We start from the raw sequence: 17535 nt of genomic DNA on the forward strand, positions 1-17535 counted from the left end.
CCAGCAAACCAGAGCTGGCTCACATTTACTTTCGGATATTAACGTACACCTTTCGCATACCTTCGATTAGAATAGGAGGCAGTTAATTATCAGGCAATTCAATATGAACTCATTTGAGCGAAGGAATAAAATCGTTGACCTCGTCAACGCACATGGCAGCGTAATGGTGCTGGATCTGTCGAATATGTTTGGAATTTCAGAAGTGACTATTCGAACAGATCTGCGCCTGTTAGAAGAAAAAGGACTGGTCACTCGTTTTCACGGTGGCGCCGCAAGGCCTGGCAGCAATCTGGCCGAAAGTGAAAATCAGGAAGTCGTGCTGGAAGACCGTTACCAGCTGGCGAGCGATCCGAAAAAACGCATCGCACAAGCAGCGGCGGCCATGATTGAAGAAGGGATGACGATTATTCTGGATAGCGGAAGCACTACGATGCTGATCGCCGAAGCGCTGACCAAAAGAGCCAATATCACAGTCATCACCAACAGTCTGCCAGCCGCTTTCGCCCTCTCAGAGAACAAAGACATTACGCTTGTAGTCTGCGGCGGCACGGTACGTCATAAAACGCACTCTATGCACGGTACCATCGCCGAGCGTTCACTGACGGGCATCAGCGCCGATTTAATGTTTGTCGGGGCTGATGGTATTGATGCCACTAACGGTATTACCACCTTCAATGAGGGATATTCGATCAGCAGCGTGATGGCCGCTGCCGCGCATAAGGTGATTGCCGTACTGGATGCCAGCAAGTTCAATCGTCGCGGGTTCAACCAGGTGCTGCCGATGGAAAAAATAGACTGTGTGATTACGGATGATGGGATCGGAAAGCACGAAAAAGAACTGTTGGGTAAAACGGGCACCGAGATCATTACGGTTTAGCGAATGACGCAGGTTCACGTATGACATGCGTAATTAGCTTTTCCGACATTTATACCGACATTTTATAAAGTTGTAGGCCGGGTAAGGCGAAGCCGCCACCCGGCAAAACAGGCGGCAGGGGCTTACTCCCCCTGCTGCTCCAGCGCATATTTATACAGTGCATTTTTCTTCACGCCGTGGATCTCCGCCGCCAGCGCCGCCGCTTTTTTCAGGGGGAGTTCAGCCTGTAGCAGAGCCAGCGTACGCAGCGCATCGGCAGGCAGAGCGTCTTCCTGCGCTTTGTGCCCTTCAACAATCAGCACCATTTCGCCCTTGCGGCGGTTTTCATCCTCTTTCACCCACGCCAGCAGTTCGCCAACCGGCGCACCGTGAATGGTTTCCCACGTTTTGGTCAACTCGCGCGCCAGCACCACGTAGCGCCCTTCGCCCCAGACGGTCACCATATCTTCCAGGCTTTCCAGCAGACGGTGAGTTGATTCGTAGAAGATCAACGTACGCGGTTCAGCTTCCAGATCCTCTAACACATCGCGACGGCCTTTGGATTTAGCAGGCAGGAAGCCTTCGTAGCAGAAACGATCGGATGGCAGACCCGCAGCGCTTAACGCCGCAATCGCCGCGCACGGCCCGGGCAGCGGCACAACGCGGATGCCTGCTTCACGGCAGGTGCGTACCAGATGGTAGCCCGGATCGTTGATCAGCGGCGTTCCCGCATCGGAGACCAGCGCGATGTTCTGCCCTTCTTTAAGCTTCGCCACCAGCGTTTCGGCTTTTTGTTGCTCATTGTGATCGTGCAGGGCAAACAAACGGGCGTTGATGGCAAAGTGTTGTAGCAGTAAACCGGTATGACGGGTGTCTTCAGCCGCAATTAAATCAACAGCTTGCAATACGGTGAGCGCACGTTGGGTAATATCAGACAAATTCCCGATAGGAGTAGGTACAATATAAAGCTGGCCTTGAGAATTATCTGCCGTTTCGTGTTGTTTCATTGTTTCGTCCGTATTGCCGATTTAATATTGAGCATTGCGTAAAAAAATCACTGGATACAGTATGGTACCGTTAACGTTTCTTCGAAAAAAAGCCGCGCACAGCGTGCCCCTCCTGCTGGCAGCCCTGATCTTTACCGGCTGCGGCACCCAGGCACCTGACCAGAGCACTGCTCATATGCAGGGATCCGCTCAGGCTGATTCTGGCTTTTATCTGCAACAAATGTCGCAGAGTACAAATGATACCAGGATCAACTGGCAATTACTCGCCATTCGTGCACTGCTGAAAGAAGGGAAAACCCAGCAGGCCGCCGAGCTGTTCAGCCAGCTGCCGCAGGATCTTAACGACACTCAGCGCCATGAGCAGACGCTGCTGTCGGCAGAACTGAAGGTCGCGCAAAAAGATTACGACGGCGCGAAGAAGATCCTCGGCACCATCGATCTCAGCACGCTGGATAAAAACCAGCAGGCCCGTTTCTGGCAGGCCGGTATCACCGCTGAGCAGGGCCGCCCTTCCCTGACGCTACTCCGCGCGCTGATAGCCCAAGAGCCTCTGCTCGCGGGTGCGGACAAGCAGAAAAATATTGATGCAACCTGGCAGGCGCTCGCCTCCATGACCCAGGATCAGGCCAAAGCGCTGGTAATCAACGCCGATGAAAATGTTCTGCAAGGCTGGCTGGATCTGCAACAGATGTGGTTCAACAACCGCAGCGATCCGAACATGCTGAAAGCTGGCATTACCGACTGGCAAAAGCGTTACCCGCAAAACCCGGGAGCGAAAATGCTGCCAACGCAGCTGGTGAACGTGCAAAACTTTAAGCCCGCCTCCACCAGCAAAATCGCCCTACTGCTGCCGTTAAACGGTCAGGCAGCGGTGTTTGGTCGCGCCATTCAGCAAGGTTTCGAAGCCGCGAAAAACGGCACTACCGCCGTCAGCGGTAGCGCGGTTCCGACCCAGGCAGCACAGGCGGCGAATGTGAATGACGTTGTCAGCCCGTCCGCCGCCGAAACCAGCGACCTGACCACCGCGCAAACCCCTGCGCAGGGCACCATGCAGAATCCGGTTACCGCCCCAACGACGCAGCCCGCTCCCCCTGCGCCTGCGGCAACACAGGCCCCGGCTGAAACACCGGCGCCCGCGACGGCAGAACAACCTCAGCCGCAAACCGCGCAGCCGGAACAGCAGCCAGCAACCCAGCCGCAGGCTGTGGCCACCACCAGCGCTAACCCTGGTGCAGAGTTGAAAATCTACGACACCAGCGCCCAGCCGCTTGACCAGGTGCTGGCGCAGGTTCAGCAGGACGGGGCCAGCATCGTTGTCGGTCCGCTGTTGAAAAACAACGTGGAAGCGCTGATGAAGAGCAACACCACGCTGAACGTGCTGGCGCTTAACCAGCCTGAGCAGGTTCAGAACCGCGCCAATATCTGTTACTTCGCCCTCTCTCCGGAGGATGAAGCCCGCGATGCGGCCCGTCATATTCACGAGCAGGGCAAGCAGGCGCCGCTGCTGCTGATCCCACGCAGCACGCTGGGCGATCGCGTTGCCAACGCGTTTGCGCAAGAGTGGCAGACCCTTGGCGGTGGCGTGGTGTTGCAGCAGAAATTTGGCTCAGCTGCCGAACTGAGAGCGGGCGTGAACGGCGGGGCAGGTATTGCCCTCAACGGTAGCCCGGTATCCGCCAGCCTGCCGCAGCAGCAGAGCGTCACCATCGGCGGTCTGACGATCCCGGCGCCCCCTACCGACGCGCAAATCAGCGGCGGCGGTAAAGTGGATTCGGCGTACATCGTCGCTACGCCGGAAGAGATCGCCTTTATCAAACCGATGATCGCCATGCGTAACGGCAGCCAGAGCGGTGCAACGCTCTACGCCAGCTCACGCAGCGCACAGGGTACCGCAGGCCCGGATTTCCGTCTGGAAATGGAAGGACTGCAATACAGCGAGATCCCGATGCTGGCAGGCAGCAACCCGCAGTTGATGCAGCAGGCGCTGGGCGCGGTGCGCAATGACTATTCCCTGGCGCGTCTGTACGCGATGGGCGTCGATGCCTGGGCGCTGGCAAACCACTTCACCCAGATGCGCCAGGTACCGGGCTTCGAGCTTAACGGGAATACCGGCGATCTGACCGCCGATCAGGATTGTGTGATTAACAGGAAGTTATCATGGCTCAAATACCAGCAGGGGCAGATTGTCCCGGCCAGTTAAGCCGTAAACAGACCGGCGACGCGTGGGAGTTAAAGGCGCGTCGCTGGCTTGAAGGCAAAGGACTGCGCTTTGTCGCCGCCAACGTTCGCGGGCGCGGCGGCGAGATTGACCTGATCATGAAAGACGGTCAGACCATCGTGTTTGTTGAAGTTCGCTACCGACAGTCGTCCCGTTTTGGCGGTGCTGCCGCCAGCGTGACGCTCGCCAAACAACAAAAATTATTACAGACTGCCCACTTGTGGCTTGCCCGCCATAATGGGAGTTTTGATACTGTGGATTGCCGTTTCGATGTGGTAGCCTTCACCGGAAATGCGATCGACTGGCTTAAAAACGCGTTTGGCGAAGACGCATAAATAAGATTTTAAAGGGATACCGTGCTCGAACGAATTAAAGTGTGCTTCACAGAAAGCATTCAAACGCAGATTGCCGCGGCGGAAGCCCTTCCGGACGCGATCTCGCGTGCAGCGATGACACTGGTTCAGTCGCTGCTCAACGGCAACAAAATCCTCTGTTGTGGCAATGGCACGTCCGCCGCCAACGCACAGCATTTTGCTGCCAGCATGATCAATCGCTTCGAAACCGAGCGCCCAAGCTTACCTGCCATTGCACTAAACACCGATAACGTGGTCTTAACTGCGATTGCCAACGATCGTCTGCATGACGAAATCTACGCCAAGCAGGTGCGCGCCTTAGGCCATGCCGGAGACGTGCTGCTGGCGATCTCCACGCGCGGTAACAGCCGGGATATCGTTAAAGCGGTTGAAGCGGCAGTGACCCGGGATATGACGATTGTCGCCCTGACCGGTTACGACGGCGGTGAGCTGGCTGGCCTGCTGGGGCCGCAGGATGTGGAGATCCGCATTCCTTCGCACCGTAGCGCCCGCATCCAGGAGATGCATATGCTCACGGTGAACTGCTTATGCGATCTGATCGATAACACGCTTTTCCCTCACCAGGATGATTAAGGAGTTCTCATGAAGGTTTTATCGGCCCTTGCAGTCGTGATGTCTGCATTACTGCTTCAGGGATGCATCGCTGCCGCTGTAGTCGGTACCGCAGCGGTCGGCACCAAAGCAGCGACCGATCCGCGTACCGTTGGGACGCAGGTGGATGACGGTACGCTTGAGCTGCGCGTAAACAGTGCGCTGTCGAAAGACGAGCAGATCAAGAAGGAAGCACGCATCAACGTGACGGCTTATCAGGGCAAAGTGCTGCTGGCAGGCCAGGCGCCAAATCCTGAACTCGCCTCGCGCGCCAAACAGATCGCGATGGGTGTGGAAGGCACGGCGGAAGTGTATAACGAGATCCGCCAGGGCCAGCCGATTGGTCTCGGCACCGCGTCATCTGATACCTGGATCACCACCAAAGTGCGTTCCCAGCTGCTGGGTACCGACCAGGTGAAATCCTCAAACGTGAAAGTGACCACGGAGAACGGCGAAGTGTTCCTGCTGGGTCTGGTGACGGAACGTGAAGGGAAAGCGGCAGCGGATATCGCCAGCCGGGTGAGCGGCGTGAAACACGTCACCACCGCCTTTACTTACATTAAGTAATTCCCACCTGGCTACAGGCCCGGTAAGCGCTAGCGCCACCGGGCTTTTTTTCACACAAGCGCCATACTCCCCACAATCACTCCACTCAACGCCACCAGCCCCGCAGTCAGCCACAGCGCTTTCGCCGGGAATGACTTACGCAGCATGATAAGCGACGGCAGGCTCACCGCCGGCAGCGTGATGAGCAGCGCCAGCGCTGGTGCGGTCCCCATACCGGCCATCATCATGGTCTGAATAATCGGGATCTCCGCCGCGGTTGGGATCACGAACAGGCAACCGGCCACCGCCATCGCAATCACCCACATCAGCGTGTTGTCGATAGCGCCATCCGCATGCGGGAACAGCCAGACGCGCGCGGCCCCCAGCACCAGTACGGCCAGGATATAGACCGGAATGGTGCTCCAGAAAAGCTGCCACAGCGCTTTGCCCCAGCGAGCAAAGAAACTGCCCTGCGGCTCGCTGACGTCCAGCTCAACGGAAGCAGACCCGGCCTCGTTGTCTTTCACCAGGTGCTGCACCAGCGTAGCGACAAGCACCACCGTCAGCAGGCCAGCCGCCAGACGGATAAACGCGAAATGCCAGCCGAGAACGAAGCCCATAAACACCAGCGTTGCCGGATTCAGCAGTGGGTTACCCATCCAGAAGGCAAGCGCGCCGCCCATCGACACGCGCTGTCGGCGCATACCCGCCGCCACCGGTGCGGCGCAGCAGGAACACATCATGCCCGGCAGGGAGAAAATCGTCCCCAGCAGCGTGCCCTGCAAGCGCGGCTGTCCCAGGGTTTTCACCAGCCAGTTACGCGGGATAAGTACCTGAATCAGCGAGCCCAGCAATACGCCCAATACCGCCGCTTTCCAGACGGCAAGAAAATAGACCATTGCGTAATCCCACGCCGCGCGTAGCGGGCTGGAATCGGCCTGCGCGAGAATCGATTTACCGATGCTGTGGGTGTCGGCGGCGGTGAAGGCTTTACCGTAGTACGGCTGCCATTTCACATACCAGAGGCCAATGATGACCACGAGAAAGAAGAGTGCGGGCTTCCACCACTGAACAGGTGTTGCCGCCTGAGATGAAGACTGACCAGTCATACCATTCCCCGGAAGGTGTTATTTAATAAGCCGGGGAAGTTTACGCCTCGCCCTGCGCGATTTCACGCAGTTTTGCCGAAGGGATAATATTAACCCCCTCCTGCGACGGAGCCAGCGCCTCTTTTAGCATCGCCAGCGCGACATCCCGCGCCTCGATGGACTTCCAGTTACCCGGCAGAATGCGAAACAGCGGAGCGAAAAAAGACTCGTTAAAACGACGTTCGTCACGGTGCCCCATCAGCATGGAAGGCCGCGCGATGGTCAGACGCTCCCATTTCTGCGCGATTAACGCCTCTTCCATTTTGCCCTTCACCTGGTTGTAAAAAAACGGCGAGCCTGCGTTCGCGCCGTGCGCGCTGACCACCAGGAAATGTTTTGCGCCCAGCTTTTTCGCCGTCAGGGCGGTATCCACCACCAGCGTGTAATCCGCATGGACAAAAGCTTCTTTACTGCCCGCTTCCCGTCGGGTGGTGCCAAGGCAGCAAAAGGCGATATCAATGGGATCCTGCACCTGCGCCAGCGCATCGGTGAGCTGTGGATCGTGCGGGTTATAGACGCCGGTGATATCCAACAGCGGGCGACGCGTCGGGGCGGCGATATAGTTGATATGCCGATCCTGAATCAGCAGCCGCAGCAGATGTCCACCCACCAGCCCGGTTGCGCCGGTAATCAGTACCTGACTCATCTTATCCCCTTTACAGAATTGTCCGTTTGCGTTCTGGGCCTGCTCTACCACACTTAAAAGTCTGTTACCGGTAAGTATTTACCACAAACGGGAAAAAAACAGTCTGAAGCGAAAACAACGGAGGAAGCATGGGTAAAAAAATCGCAGTCTTGATTACCGACGAGTTTGAAGATTCAGAATTTACGTCGCCAGCAGAGGCATTCCGCAAGGCGGGCCACGAGGTGGTCACCATTGAGAAAGAAGCGGGTAAAACCGTGAAGGGCCACAAGGGTGAAGCCAGCGTGACCATTGACGAATCCATTGATAACGTCAGCCCGTCGGATTTCGACGCCCTGCTGTTACCGGGCGGCCATTCACCGGATTCCCTGCGCGGGGACGAGCGTTTCGTCACCTTTACCCGTGACTTCGTCGGCACCGGTAAACCGGTGTTTGCCATTTGCCACGGTCCGCAGCTGCTGATCAGCGCCGAGGTGGTACGCGGGCGTAAGCTCACCGCGGTGAAACCGATCGTTATCGATCTGAAAAACGCGGGAGCCGAGTTCTACGATCAGGAAGTGGTGAACGATAACGATCAGCTGATCACCAGCCGTACACCGGACGATCTGCCGGCGTTTAACCGTGAAGCGCTACGCCTGCTCGGCGCGTAACCAGTGCAGCTTTTTACCAAAGCCCAGGGTGTTGTCGGTAAATTTCAGCTCATCAAGGCGGATTTCCCACACCGGGGCTTTTAGCGCCGCAGCCACCGGGAAGCGGCGCGTATAGCGTTTACGTTGCGCGTCGCTCTCCTCCCCTTCCAGGCGACGAATTTCACCTTTGAACTGGACCCCGCGGATCAGCGCAACGGTTTTAGGCTGACCGTTTACCGTACCTGCCACTTTTGCCTGCTGGCCCGTCATCTGCGCATGCCGCGTTTTGTCTTCGCTCATTACGTAAAAGGCCACGCGCTCGGGATCGTAGTAATAAAAGGCATTTGCGCACCACATCTCCTCGTCTTTACAGACGCACCAGGTCACGACATGCTGCTTTGCCAGCCAGCGGTTAATGGCGGCCAGTGTTTCCATTTTCGCTCTCTCTCATGCTATGGTGCGTTCACCTTAACATACTGAATCTGTTTACCGTGTGCTGGTTTCTCTATCTTGTCCGAACCGCTGATAACGCACTCTACACCGGGATCACTACCGATGTGGCACGGCGTTTTTTACAACATCAAACGGGGAAAGGGGCGAAAGCACTACGGGGGAAAGGTGAACTTCAGTTAGCGTTTTCAGCCGCCGTGGGCGACAGATCCCTGGCGCTCAGGCTGGAATACCGCATCAAGCAGCTGACAAAGCGCCAGAAAGAGCGTCTCGTCAACGGGGACGGCTCTTTCGAGGCGCTACGCGAAAGCCTGCTTAAAAACGATTGAAATGATCGTGGTACTCCACCAGACCGGTAACGCCGTCGAGCGCATCATCTGCCAGAGGATGCACCTGGAAAGATGTTTCCGTGCCCGGCCAGTGGCAGCGCAGATCGTATCTGGACGCTGGCTCAAAACCTAAACGTTCGTAGAACGCCGGATCGCCCAGAACGACGACAGCGGCATAGCCAAATTCATTCAGTGAATCCAGTCCTTCATAAACCAGCTGGCGCGCCAGGCCCTGGACACGGTAGTTTTCATCCACCGCCAACGGCGCCATGCCGACCCACTGCAACTCTTCACCCTGCACAATCACCGGGCTGAAGGCCACGTAGCCGACCACCTGCCCTTCATCGTCAGTGGCAACCAGGCCCAGCGTAATCAGGCCATCTTCGCGAAGATCGTGAACCAGTTGGGCTTCGGCGTCGCCTGCAAAAGAGCGGCGTAACAACGCATCGATACCCGGCGCATCAATCCCAATTTCGACTCGAATCAGCATGGTTCACCTACTGAAGTGTGTTTACTGTCCGGCGGGGTTTTTAGCCCGGCCTCAACGAAATCTGCCATTTGCATCAACATCATACGCAGCGCTTTCGGCATCTGCTCCAGTTCAATGGCATCCATTAAATTTTTGACGTACAGACCGAGCTCCGTGTCGCCTTCAATCACCAGACGACGCTGGAAGAAGAGGGTGTCCGGATCCTGTTTGCGCGCGGCGATCATCAGCAGATCGCTGGCATCCGCGCTAAAGCTGACATCCGCCTCGGCGGTTTCACGGACGATAAGCCGATCGTTCTCAACGGAAGTAAACCAGCGCAACCCGATATCGCGCACTTCAATCTTTAACCAGCGGCCTTCCAGAAACTCCAGCTCACCGTCCTGTAGCGCCTGGCGGAACTGCCAGCTCAGTACCTGTTCCAGCACCTGGCGTTTAAGCGCGAACGGCGCCAGTTTTACCGGCACGCTCAGCATTGATGGACCAAATTGTACGAGACGTGAACGCAGTTTATCCAGCACGAGCTTTACTCCCTGATAGCTATAGTCCTGCTATTTTGCCATATCCCGACAAGAAGATAGCGGCGTAAATCAACAAACCGTTGTCCGGTGTACCTCATTATTGGTGCCATCAATACGCCATTAGCTGCCTTAAATCAAAAATTGTCGCGTATGGGTTAATTAAAATCCCAGCTCGTTAACATTTTTTACGATCCCTGCGATCGACAACATCGGGATAAATTATGGAGCTGCTCTGCCCTGCCGGAAACCTTCCGGCGCTTAAGGCGGCCATCGAAAATGGGGCCGATGCGGTCTATATCGGGCTGAAAGATGATACCAACGCCCGCCATTTTGCGGGTCTTAACTTTACGGAGAAAAAGCTTCAGGAAGCCGTTAACTTCGTCCACCAGCACCGGCGCAAACTGCACATCGCCATCAATACCTTTGCCCATCCTGATGGCTATGCCCGCTGGCAGCGCGCCGTGGATATGGCGGCCCAGCTGGGCGCCGATGCGCTGATCCTGGCCGATCTCGCCATGCTTGAGTATGCGGCAGAACGTTATCCGCATATTGAGCGCCATGTCTCTGTTCAGGCATCGGCCACCAATGAAGAGGCCGTCCGTTTTTATCATCGACACTTTGACGTGGCTCGCGTAGTGCTGCCGCGCGTACTCTCTATTCATCAGGTTAAGCAACTGGCGCGCGTCACGCCAGTGCCGCTGGAGGTTTTTGCCTTCGGCAGCCTGTGCATCATGGCCGAAGGCCGCTGCTATCTTTCCTCGTATTTGACCGGCGAATCGCCAAATACCGTCGGCGCCTGCTCGCCTGCCCGCTTCGTTCGCTGGCAGCAAACGCCGCAGGGACTGGAGTCACGCCTGAATGATGTGTTAATTGACCGCTATCAGGACGGTGAAAACGCGGGCTACCCGACGCTGTGCAAAGGCCGATATCTGGTGGACGGTGAGCGCTACCACGCGCTGGAGGAGCCCACCAGCCTCAACACGCTGGAACTGCTGCCAGAGCTGCTGGCCGCCAATATTGCCTCGGTGAAAATCGAAGGCCGCCAGCGCAGCCCGGCCTACGTGAGCCAGGTGGCAAAGGTGTGGCGTCAGGCCATCGACCGCTGCATGGCGGACCCGCAAAACTACGCTCCGCAGGCGGCATGGATGGAGACGCTCGGCGCGATGTCCGAAGGCACCCAAACCACGCTCGGCGCGTATCACCGTAAATGGCAGTGAGAAAATCATGAAATATTCATTAGGGCCGGTGCTTTACTACTGGTCAAAAGAGACGCTGGAAGATTTTTACCAGCAGGCCGCTACCAGCAGCGCCGATGTGATTTACCTCGGCGAAGCGGTGTGCAGCAAGCGCCGCGCCACCAAAGTGGGCGACTGGCTGGATATGGCGAAAAGCCTGGCCGGCAGCGGCAAGCAGGTGGTGCTCTCGACGCTGGCGCTGGTGCAGGCGTCCTCTGAACTGGGCGAGCTGAAGCGCTACGTCGAAAACGGTGAGTTCCTGCTGGAGGCGAGCGACCTGGGCGTGGTGAACATGTGCGCCGAACGTAAGCTGCCGTTTGTCGCCGGACATGCCCTGAACTGCTATAACGCCGTGACCCTGCGCCTGCTGCTCAAACAGGGGATGACCCGCTGGTGCATGCCGGTTGAACTCTCCCGCGACTGGCTGGCCAACCTGCTTACACAGTGCGAAGAGCTGGGCATTCGCAACAAGTTTGAAGTGGAAGTTCTGAGCTATGGGCATCTGCCGCTGGCCTACTCTGCCCGCTGCTTCACCGCACGTTCCGAAGATCGTCCGAAAGACGAGTGCGAAACCTGCTGCATTAAGTACCCGAACGGACGCAGCATGCTGTCGCAGGAGAATCAGCAGGTGTTTGTTCTTAACGGCATTCAGACCATGAGCGGTTACGTCTATAACCTCGGCAACGAACTGGCGTCAATGCACGGGCTGGTGGATATGGTGCGTCTTTCGCCGCTTGATACCGGCGTATTCGCCATGCTGGACGCCTTCCGCGCCAACGAAAATGGCGCTGCTCCGCTGCCTCTGACGGCAAACAGCGACTGCAACGGTTACTGGCGACGTCTCGCCGGGCTGGAATTGCAGGCATAAAAAAGGCTCACTTTGTTAACAACGGTTATCATTTTTTAATGCAGTATTAAAGATTGACCGTCGACAAAGTGAGCTGTTATGACTGACAAAACCATTCCGTTTTCGGTGCTGGATCTGGCGCCGATCCCACAAGGCTCCTCGGCCAGAGAAGCCTTCACGCACTCTCTCGATCTTGCTCAGCTTGCCGAAAAGCGCGGCTATCACCGCTACTGGCTGGCGGAACACCACAATATGGTGGGCATCGCCAGCGCCGCCACCTCGGTGCTGATTGGCTATCTGGCGGCGAATACCACCACACTGCACCTGGGCTCCGGCGGCGTGATGCTGCCAAACCACGCCCCGCTGGTGATTGCTGAGCAGTTCGGGACGCTGAATACCCTCTATCCGGGCCGTATTGATTTAGGGCTTGGCCGCGCGCCGGGCAGCGACCAGCCGACCATGCGCGCCCTGCGTCGCCATATGAGCGGCGATATCGACAACTTCCCGCGCGATGTGGCGGAGCTGGTGGGCTGGTTCGACGCGCGTGACCCGAACCCGCACGTGCGTCCTGTGCCGGGGTACGGGGAAAAGATCCCGGTATGGCTGTTAGGCTCAAGTCTGTACAGCGCGCAGCTCGCCGCCCAGTTGGGGCTGCCGTTTGCGTTTGCCTCGCATTTCGCACCGGATATGCTGCATCAGGCGCTGCATCTCTACCGCGCGCACTTCAAACCGTCCGAGCGTCTGGAGAAACCGTACGCGATGGTGTGTATCAATATCATTGCCGCCGACAGCAACCGCGACGCGGAATTCCTGTTCACCTCCATGCAGCAGGCGTTTGTGAAGCTGCGTCGCGGTGAGACGGGCCAGCTGCCGCCGCCGGTAGAGAATATGCATCAGCTGTGGTCGGCCTCCGAGCAGTATGGCGTGCAGCAGGCTCTGAGTATGTCGCTGGTAGGTGATAAGGCGAAAGTGCGTCACGGGCTGGAGGCGGTGCTGCGTGAAACCCAGGCGGATGAGATTATGGTTAACGGCCAGATTTTCGATCACCAGGCGCGTCTGCATTCGTTTGATTTGGCAATGCAGGTGAAAGAGGAGTTGGTGGGGTAGTTTTTTTGCTTTGCCCGGTGGCGCTTCGCTTACCGGGCCTACATTCTTTTCTCCCTCTCCCTGCGGCAGAGGGCCGGGGTGAGGGGTTCAGACCGCACGTTTTACTGATACACAGGCAACAGATTAAAACTCGACAGCACGTGCACCACCGCGTTACCGATACCAAATAACAGGATCAGCGCAATCATCGGTTTTCCGCCCCAGACGCGGAATTTCGGGCTGCCGAAGCGCTTACGTGATTTGCGCGCCAGCAGCGCCGGTACAATCGCCGCCCAGATGGTGGCCGCCAGTCCTGCATAGCCGATGGCGTACAGGAAACCGTTCGGCCACAGCAGGCCGCCCACAATCGGCGGCAGGAAGGTCAACAGCGCCGTTTTGAAGCGCCCCGTCGCAGAGTCATCAAAACCAAACAGATCCGCCAGGTAGTCAAACAGGCCCAGCGTCACGCCGAGGAATGAACTCGCCACCGCAAAGTTCGAGAAGACCACCAGAAGCAGATCCAGGCTGCGGCTGTTCAGCACGCCGCTCAGCGCCTGTACCAGCACATCAATGTTACCGCCCTTCTGCGCAATGCCGATAAATTCCGGACGCGGGATGTTACCCATCGTCCCCAGCAGCCAGATCACATACAGCGCCAGCGCCAGCAGCGTGCCGTAAACCAGGCATTTCACGATGGTGCGCGGATCCTTGCCGTAGTACTTCATCAGGCTCGGTACGTTACCGTGGTAGCCAAACGACGCCAGACAGAACGGCAGGGTCATCAGCAGGTACGGCGTATAAGAGGTGTTCGTTTCGGCAACGTTAAACAGCGTGGCCGGCGTGACGTGCCCCAGCAGGCTGCCGAAGGTAAGAAAGAAGGTGATGACCTTTGCGCCCAGCACGATTGCCGTCATGCGGCTGACCGCTTTGGTGCTCATCCAGACGATAAACGCCACGCCCAGCGCGAAGCAGAGACCCGCCAGACGCGCCGGAACGTTCAGCGACATCTCTGAGAAGGTGTGATGCAGAATCGACCCGCTCGCTGAAATGTACGCGTAGGTCAGGATATAGAGTACAAACGCGATGGACAGCCCGTTCACCAGGTTCCAGCCTTTGCCCAACAGATCCCGGGTGAGGGTGTCGAAGCTGGAGCCAATGCGATAGTTCAGGTTTGCTTCAAGGATCATCAGCCCGGAATGGAGCATGCAGAACCAGGTGAAAACCAGCGCCGCCAGCGACCAGAAGAACCACGCACCGGACATGACCACAGGCAGGGAAAACATCCCGGCACCAATGATGGTTCCGCCGATGATCACCACGCCGCCAAGCAGCGAAGGTGACGTTTGGGTGGTGGTTAGTGTTGCCATGCGGCCTTATCTCCAGTGAAAAATGTGGTTCTGCATTTTAGTGTGTTGCACTGTACCAGTACAAGAGTACAAAAGGAATAAAAAAAGCCCCGATAGCGACTATCAGGGCTGTATATTTTACTTTACGTCAGAAGCGAAAGGCTTACGCATCACCGAAACGACGACGGCTGGCACCTTCTTCACGGCGTGGACCACGGTTTTCGCGGCGCTCGCCGGAGAAACGACGGCCTTCACCACCGCGACCTTCGCTGCGACCGCCTTCACGACGCTCGCCACCGAAACCGCGACCACCGCCACGACGTTCGCCGCCACGGTCAGGACGTGGCTGTGCATCGCCCAGCAGCTGCATGTTCATCGGCTTGTTCAGGATGCGGGTGCGAGTAAAGTGTTGCAGTACTTCGCCCGGCATGCCTTTTGGCAGCTCGATGGTGGAGTGGGAACCGAACAGCTTGATGTTACCAATGTAACGGCTGCTGATGTCGCCTTCGTTAGCGATCGCGCCAACGATGTGACGAACTTCAACACCATCATCACGGCCCACTTCAATGCGATACAGTTCCATTTCGCCAGCGTCACGACGCTCGCGACGTGGACGGTCTTCACCACCACGCTCTGGACGGTCACCGCGTGGACCACGGTCGTTACGGTCGCCACGACGTTCGAAACGATCGTCACGGTCACGGAACTCACGCTTAGGACGCATCGGCGCATCAGGTGGCACGATCAGGCTACGTTCGCCCTGCGCCATTTTCAGCAGTGCTGCGGCCAGGGTTTCCATGTCCAGCTCTTCGCCTTCAGCGACAGGCTGGATCTGGGACAGCAGCGCACGGTACTGATCCAGATCGCTGCTTTCCAGCTGCTGCTGTACTTTCGCGGCGAATTTTTCCAGACGGCGTTTGCCCAGCAGTTCTGCGTTTGGCAGCTCAGCTTCTGGAATGGTCAGCTTCATGGTGCGTTCAATGTTACGCAGCAGACGACGCTCGCGGTTCTCAACGAACAGCAGCGCACGGCCCGCACGACCCGCACGACCGGTACGGCCGATACGGTGAACGTAAGACTCGGAGTCCATTGGGATATCGTAGTTTACAACCAGGCTGATACGCTCAACGTCCAGACCACGTGCTGCCACGTCGGTTGCAATCAGGATATCCAGACGACCGTCTTTCAGACGCTCCAGGGTCTGCTCGCGCAGGGCCTGGTTCATGTCGCCGTTCAGCGCTGCGCTGTTGTAGCCGCTACGCTCCAGGGCTTCAGCCACTTCCAGTGTCGCGTTTTTGGTACGTACGAAGATAATCGCCGCATCAAAATCTTCCGCTTCCAGGAAACGGACCAGCGCTTCGTTTTTGCGCATGCCGTATACAGACCAGTAGCTCTGGCTGATGTCCGGGCGAGTGGTCACGCTGGACTGAATGCGCACTTCCTGCGGCTCTTTCATGAAGCGGCGGGTAATGCGACGGATCGCTTCTGGCATAGTTGCAGAGAACAGAGCGGTCTGATGACCTTCCGGGATCTGCGCCATGATGGTTTCTACGTCTTCGATGAAGCCCATACGCAGCATTTCATCGGCTTCGTCCAGTACCAGACCGCTCAGTTTAGAGAGGTCCAGGGTACCGCGCTTCAGGTGATCCAGCAGACGGCCCGGCGTACCGACAACAATTTGTGGGCCCTGGCGCAGGGCGCGTAACTGCACGTCATAACGCTGGCCGCCGTACAGGGCTACCACGTTTACGCCGCGCATATGTTTAGAGAATTCCGTCATGGCTTCAGCAACCTGAACAGCCAGTTCACGGGTTGGAGCCAGGACGAGGATCTGCGGCGCGCGCAGGTCCGGATCAATGTTGTTCAGCAGCGGCAGCGAGAATGCTGCGGTTTTACCGCTACCAGTCTGGGCCATGCCCAGCACGTCACGACCAGAAAGCAGGTGTGGGATACACTCAGCCTGGATCGGAGATGGTTTTTCGTAACCCAGATCGTTAAGGGCTTCAAGGATAGGAGCCTTCAGGCCCAGATCTGCAAAAGTGGTTTCGAATTCAGCCATGTAGTACAAGTGCCTCGATATTAATGGCGGCCAGTCTACTTAGCTCATCGTGAAAATGATTAGCAATTTTCATTGAAAAGTGTGAACCGGCTCAAATTAGGTGTATTGACGAACAACAACGCCCTCACCAGTGAAGGTGATGGCAATCAAAAGATTACGGGCTGATGTTTATGTCGTCAGCTATTGCTGGTCCGATTCTGCCAGGTCGTCTTGCTCCTGGCCCAAGAGCGATAATTCCAACAATGCATAACGGTGCTCAACGAAGTTATGTACGTTGTTAGCAACCGCTAATTTGAACAGTGCCGTAGCGCTGTCCATATCCCCCAGACTTAGGTAGTACTTACCTAAATAGAAGTTGGTTTCACTGAGATGCTCAGCGAGCGAGGTGTTATCCGTTGCGTCCGCCTTGAGGCGTTCCATCAGCGTTGCTTCGCTAATGTTGCCCAGGTAGAACTCGACAATGTTCCATCCCCACTGTTCCTTGTCCGATTTCTCGAAGCGCTGTTTCAGTGCTTCTTTGGCCTGCTTCTCATCAAGCTTCTGCTCAACGATGTAAAGCCACAGGCTGCGGAAAGGATCATTAGGATCGTCTTGATAAAACGCCAGCAGATCATCTTGCGCTAACTTATCACGTCCGCCGTAATACAATGCGATACCGCGATTCAAGTGCGCGTAGTTGTAAGTTGGATCAAGCTCAAGTACAGAATCAAACGCTTCATAGGCAGCATCAAAATTGCCTGCCTGCGTTAAATAAATGCCTAAGTAATTGAATACTTCAGGCATATCAGGTCGAATCGCCAGCGCTTGTGAAAAATCATTTCGCGCCAGTGCCCTCAGACCGAGACTATCATACAACACTCCGCGCTCATATAAAAGCTGTGCGCGTTCGTCATCGGTTAAAGCCCGACTGGCAAGTATTTGTTCCATGCGTGCCAGAATGACTTCCTGCTGCAAAGTCGGTTGCAATGGCACTGCGAGGACTTCGCTCTTACGCCAGGCAGAGTTGCTGCATCCTGCCAGCGTTAAAGCTGTCGCAACGAAACACCAGCGCAAAAAAGGCTTCATTTCCCACTCCCGAAGACAACTATTGGATGAACGTCCTGTCCCCCGGCGGCTTAACAAGGCGTCCTGCCTGATAATAAGCCCTCCGCCTGCGCGGAGGG

Annotated in this window: 20 protein-coding genes; 10 read left to right on the plus strand and 10 right to left on the minus strand. The window is 56.7% G+C overall.

Annotation, left to right across the window (positions count from 1 at the left end):
* Positions 1-103: 103 nt before the first annotated feature.
* Positions 104-877: a DeoR/GlpR family DNA-binding transcription regulator gene (locus tag RY075_RS20310; RefSeq protein ID WP_032660466.1), complete on the plus strand. Its 774-nt coding sequence runs from the start codon at positions 104-106 to the stop codon at positions 875-877.
* A 122-nt stretch (positions 878-999) separates the two neighbouring features.
* Here the strand turns inward: RY075_RS20310 and rsmI are convergent, their stop codons facing one another.
* A complete protein-coding gene (gene rsmI / locus RY075_RS20315) occupies positions 1000-1863 on the minus strand; it encodes a 16S rRNA (cytidine(1402)-2'-O)-methyltransferase (RefSeq protein ID WP_003861747.1) in 864 nt (287 codons plus the stop codon).
* A gap of 61 nt (positions 1864-1924) precedes the next feature.
* Between rsmI and RY075_RS20320 the strand changes: the two genes are divergently transcribed.
* Genes RY075_RS20320 through dolP form a run of 4 tightly spaced genes read left to right on the plus strand, consistent with a single transcriptional unit; the run spans position 1925 to position 5613 of the window.
* Positions 1925-4063: a penicillin-binding protein activator gene (locus tag RY075_RS20320; RefSeq protein WP_109948900.1), complete on the plus strand. Its 2139-nt coding sequence runs from the start codon at positions 1925-1927 to the stop codon at positions 4061-4063.
* Positions 4021-4416: a YraN family protein gene (locus RY075_RS20325; RefSeq protein WP_003861751.1), complete on the plus strand. Its 396-nt coding sequence runs from the start codon at positions 4021-4023 to the stop codon at positions 4414-4416. Before RY075_RS20320 ends, RY075_RS20325 begins: the two co-directional genes overlap by 43 nt.
* 21 nt (positions 4417-4437) lie before the next feature.
* Positions 4438-5028: a DnaA initiator-associating protein DiaA gene (gene diaA / locus RY075_RS20330; RefSeq protein ID WP_003861754.1), complete on the plus strand. Its 591-nt coding sequence runs from the start codon at positions 4438-4440 to the stop codon at positions 5026-5028.
* 9 nt (positions 5029-5037) lie between these two features.
* The gene (gene dolP / locus RY075_RS20335; RefSeq protein ID WP_003861756.1) at positions 5038-5613 is read left to right on the plus strand and encodes a division/outer membrane stress-associated lipid-binding lipoprotein; all 576 of its coding nucleotides are present in this window, start codon (positions 5038-5040) and stop codon (positions 5611-5613) included.
* Positions 5614-5663: 50 nt separating this feature from the next.
* Here dolP and RY075_RS20340 read toward each other — a convergent pair whose 3' ends face one another.
* Both RY075_RS20340 and RY075_RS20345 read right to left on the minus strand, forming a co-directional pair.
* Entirely contained in the window at positions 5664-6701 is a 1038-nt protein-coding gene (locus RY075_RS20340; RefSeq protein WP_003861758.1) for a permease, read from the minus strand.
* Positions 6702-6741: 40 nt separating this feature from the next.
* Entirely contained in the window at positions 6742-7386 is a 645-nt protein-coding gene (locus tag RY075_RS20345) for an NAD(P)H-binding protein (protein WP_023304489.1), read from the minus strand.
* A 128-nt stretch (positions 7387-7514) separates the two neighbouring features.
* On the opposite strand from RY075_RS20345, the gene RY075_RS20350 reads away from it, so the two are divergent.
* The gene (locus RY075_RS20350; protein WP_015571965.1) at positions 7515-8033 is read left to right on the plus strand and encodes a type 1 glutamine amidotransferase domain-containing protein; all 519 of its coding nucleotides are present in this window, start codon (positions 7515-7517) and stop codon (positions 8031-8033) included.
* Here the strand turns inward: RY075_RS20350 and RY075_RS20355 are convergent.
* A complete protein-coding gene (locus tag RY075_RS20355; RefSeq protein WP_003861766.1) occupies positions 8013-8447 on the minus strand; it encodes a YhbP family protein in 435 nt (144 codons plus the stop codon). The genes RY075_RS20350 and RY075_RS20355 overlap by 21 nt on opposite strands.
* Before the next feature lie 14 nt (positions 8448-8461).
* On the opposite strand from RY075_RS20355, the gene RY075_RS20360 reads away from it, so the two are divergent.
* Positions 8462-8791, plus strand: coding sequence for a GIY-YIG nuclease family protein (locus tag RY075_RS20360; RefSeq protein ID WP_003861768.1), 330 nt, complete (start codon positions 8462-8464; stop codon positions 8789-8791).
* On the opposite strand, the gene RY075_RS20365 is transcribed toward RY075_RS20360, so the two are convergent.
* Together RY075_RS20365 and RY075_RS20370 are read right to left on the minus strand one after the other, a co-directional pair.
* Positions 8778-9281, minus strand: a complete 504-nt coding sequence (locus RY075_RS20365) for an N-acetyltransferase (protein ID WP_338627949.1) — start codon at positions 9279-9281, stop codon at positions 8778-8780. The genes RY075_RS20360 and RY075_RS20365 overlap by 14 nt on opposite strands.
* On the minus strand, positions 9275-9799 hold the full coding sequence (locus RY075_RS20370) for an SCP2 domain-containing protein (RefSeq protein WP_003861771.1): 525 nt from the start codon (positions 9797-9799) through the stop codon (positions 9275-9277). The genes RY075_RS20365 and RY075_RS20370 overlap by 7 nt, the downstream gene beginning before the upstream one ends.
* Positions 9800-10020: 221 nt before the next feature.
* Here RY075_RS20370 and RY075_RS20375 point away from each other — a divergent pair, with 221 nt between their 5' ends.
* The 3 genes from RY075_RS20375 to RY075_RS20385 all read left to right on the plus strand — a co-directional run bounded on the left by RY075_RS20375 (position 10021) and on the right by RY075_RS20385 (position 12988).
* Positions 10021-11016: a peptidase U32 family protein gene (locus RY075_RS20375; protein WP_003861773.1), complete on the plus strand. Its 996-nt coding sequence runs from the start codon at positions 10021-10023 to the stop codon at positions 11014-11016.
* Positions 11017-11023: 7 nt separating this feature from the next.
* Positions 11024-11902: a U32 family peptidase gene (locus RY075_RS20380; protein WP_045347166.1), complete on the plus strand. Its 879-nt coding sequence runs from the start codon at positions 11024-11026 to the stop codon at positions 11900-11902.
* Between the two features lie 78 nt (positions 11903-11980).
* Positions 11981-12988: a luciferase-like monooxygenase gene (locus RY075_RS20385; protein ID WP_109948899.1), complete on the plus strand. Its 1008-nt coding sequence runs from the start codon at positions 11981-11983 to the stop codon at positions 12986-12988.
* Between the two features lie 101 nt (positions 12989-13089).
* On the opposite strand, the gene mtr is transcribed toward RY075_RS20385, so the two are convergent.
* The 4 genes from mtr to nlpI all read right to left on the minus strand — a co-directional run bounded on the left by mtr (position 13090) and on the right by nlpI (position 17437).
* A complete protein-coding gene (gene mtr, locus RY075_RS20390; RefSeq protein ID WP_032667314.1) occupies positions 13090-14334 on the minus strand; it encodes a tryptophan permease in 1245 nt (414 codons plus the stop codon).
* Between the two features lie 142 nt (positions 14335-14476).
* Positions 14477-16372, minus strand: a complete 1896-nt coding sequence (locus RY075_RS20395) for a DEAD/DEAH family ATP-dependent RNA helicase (RefSeq protein ID WP_003861780.1) — start codon at positions 16370-16372, stop codon at positions 14477-14479.
* Positions 16365-16445, minus strand: a complete 81-nt coding sequence (gene yrbN / locus RY075_RS20400; RefSeq protein WP_097397692.1) for a protein YrbN — start codon at positions 16443-16445, stop codon at positions 16365-16367. The genes RY075_RS20395 and yrbN overlap by 8 nt, the downstream gene beginning before the upstream one ends.
* Positions 16446-16552: 107 nt before the next feature.
* Positions 16553-17437, minus strand: a complete 885-nt coding sequence (gene nlpI, locus RY075_RS20405; RefSeq protein ID WP_003861782.1) for a lipoprotein NlpI — start codon at positions 17435-17437, stop codon at positions 16553-16555.
* Positions 17438-17535 lie beyond the last annotated feature (98 nt).

It is taken from the genome of Enterobacter sp. JJBC (genome assembly GCF_036936505.1).
In the GTDB taxonomy this organism is placed as follows: Bacteria; Pseudomonadota; Gammaproteobacteria; order Enterobacterales; family Enterobacteriaceae; genus Enterobacter; species Enterobacter hormaechei_C.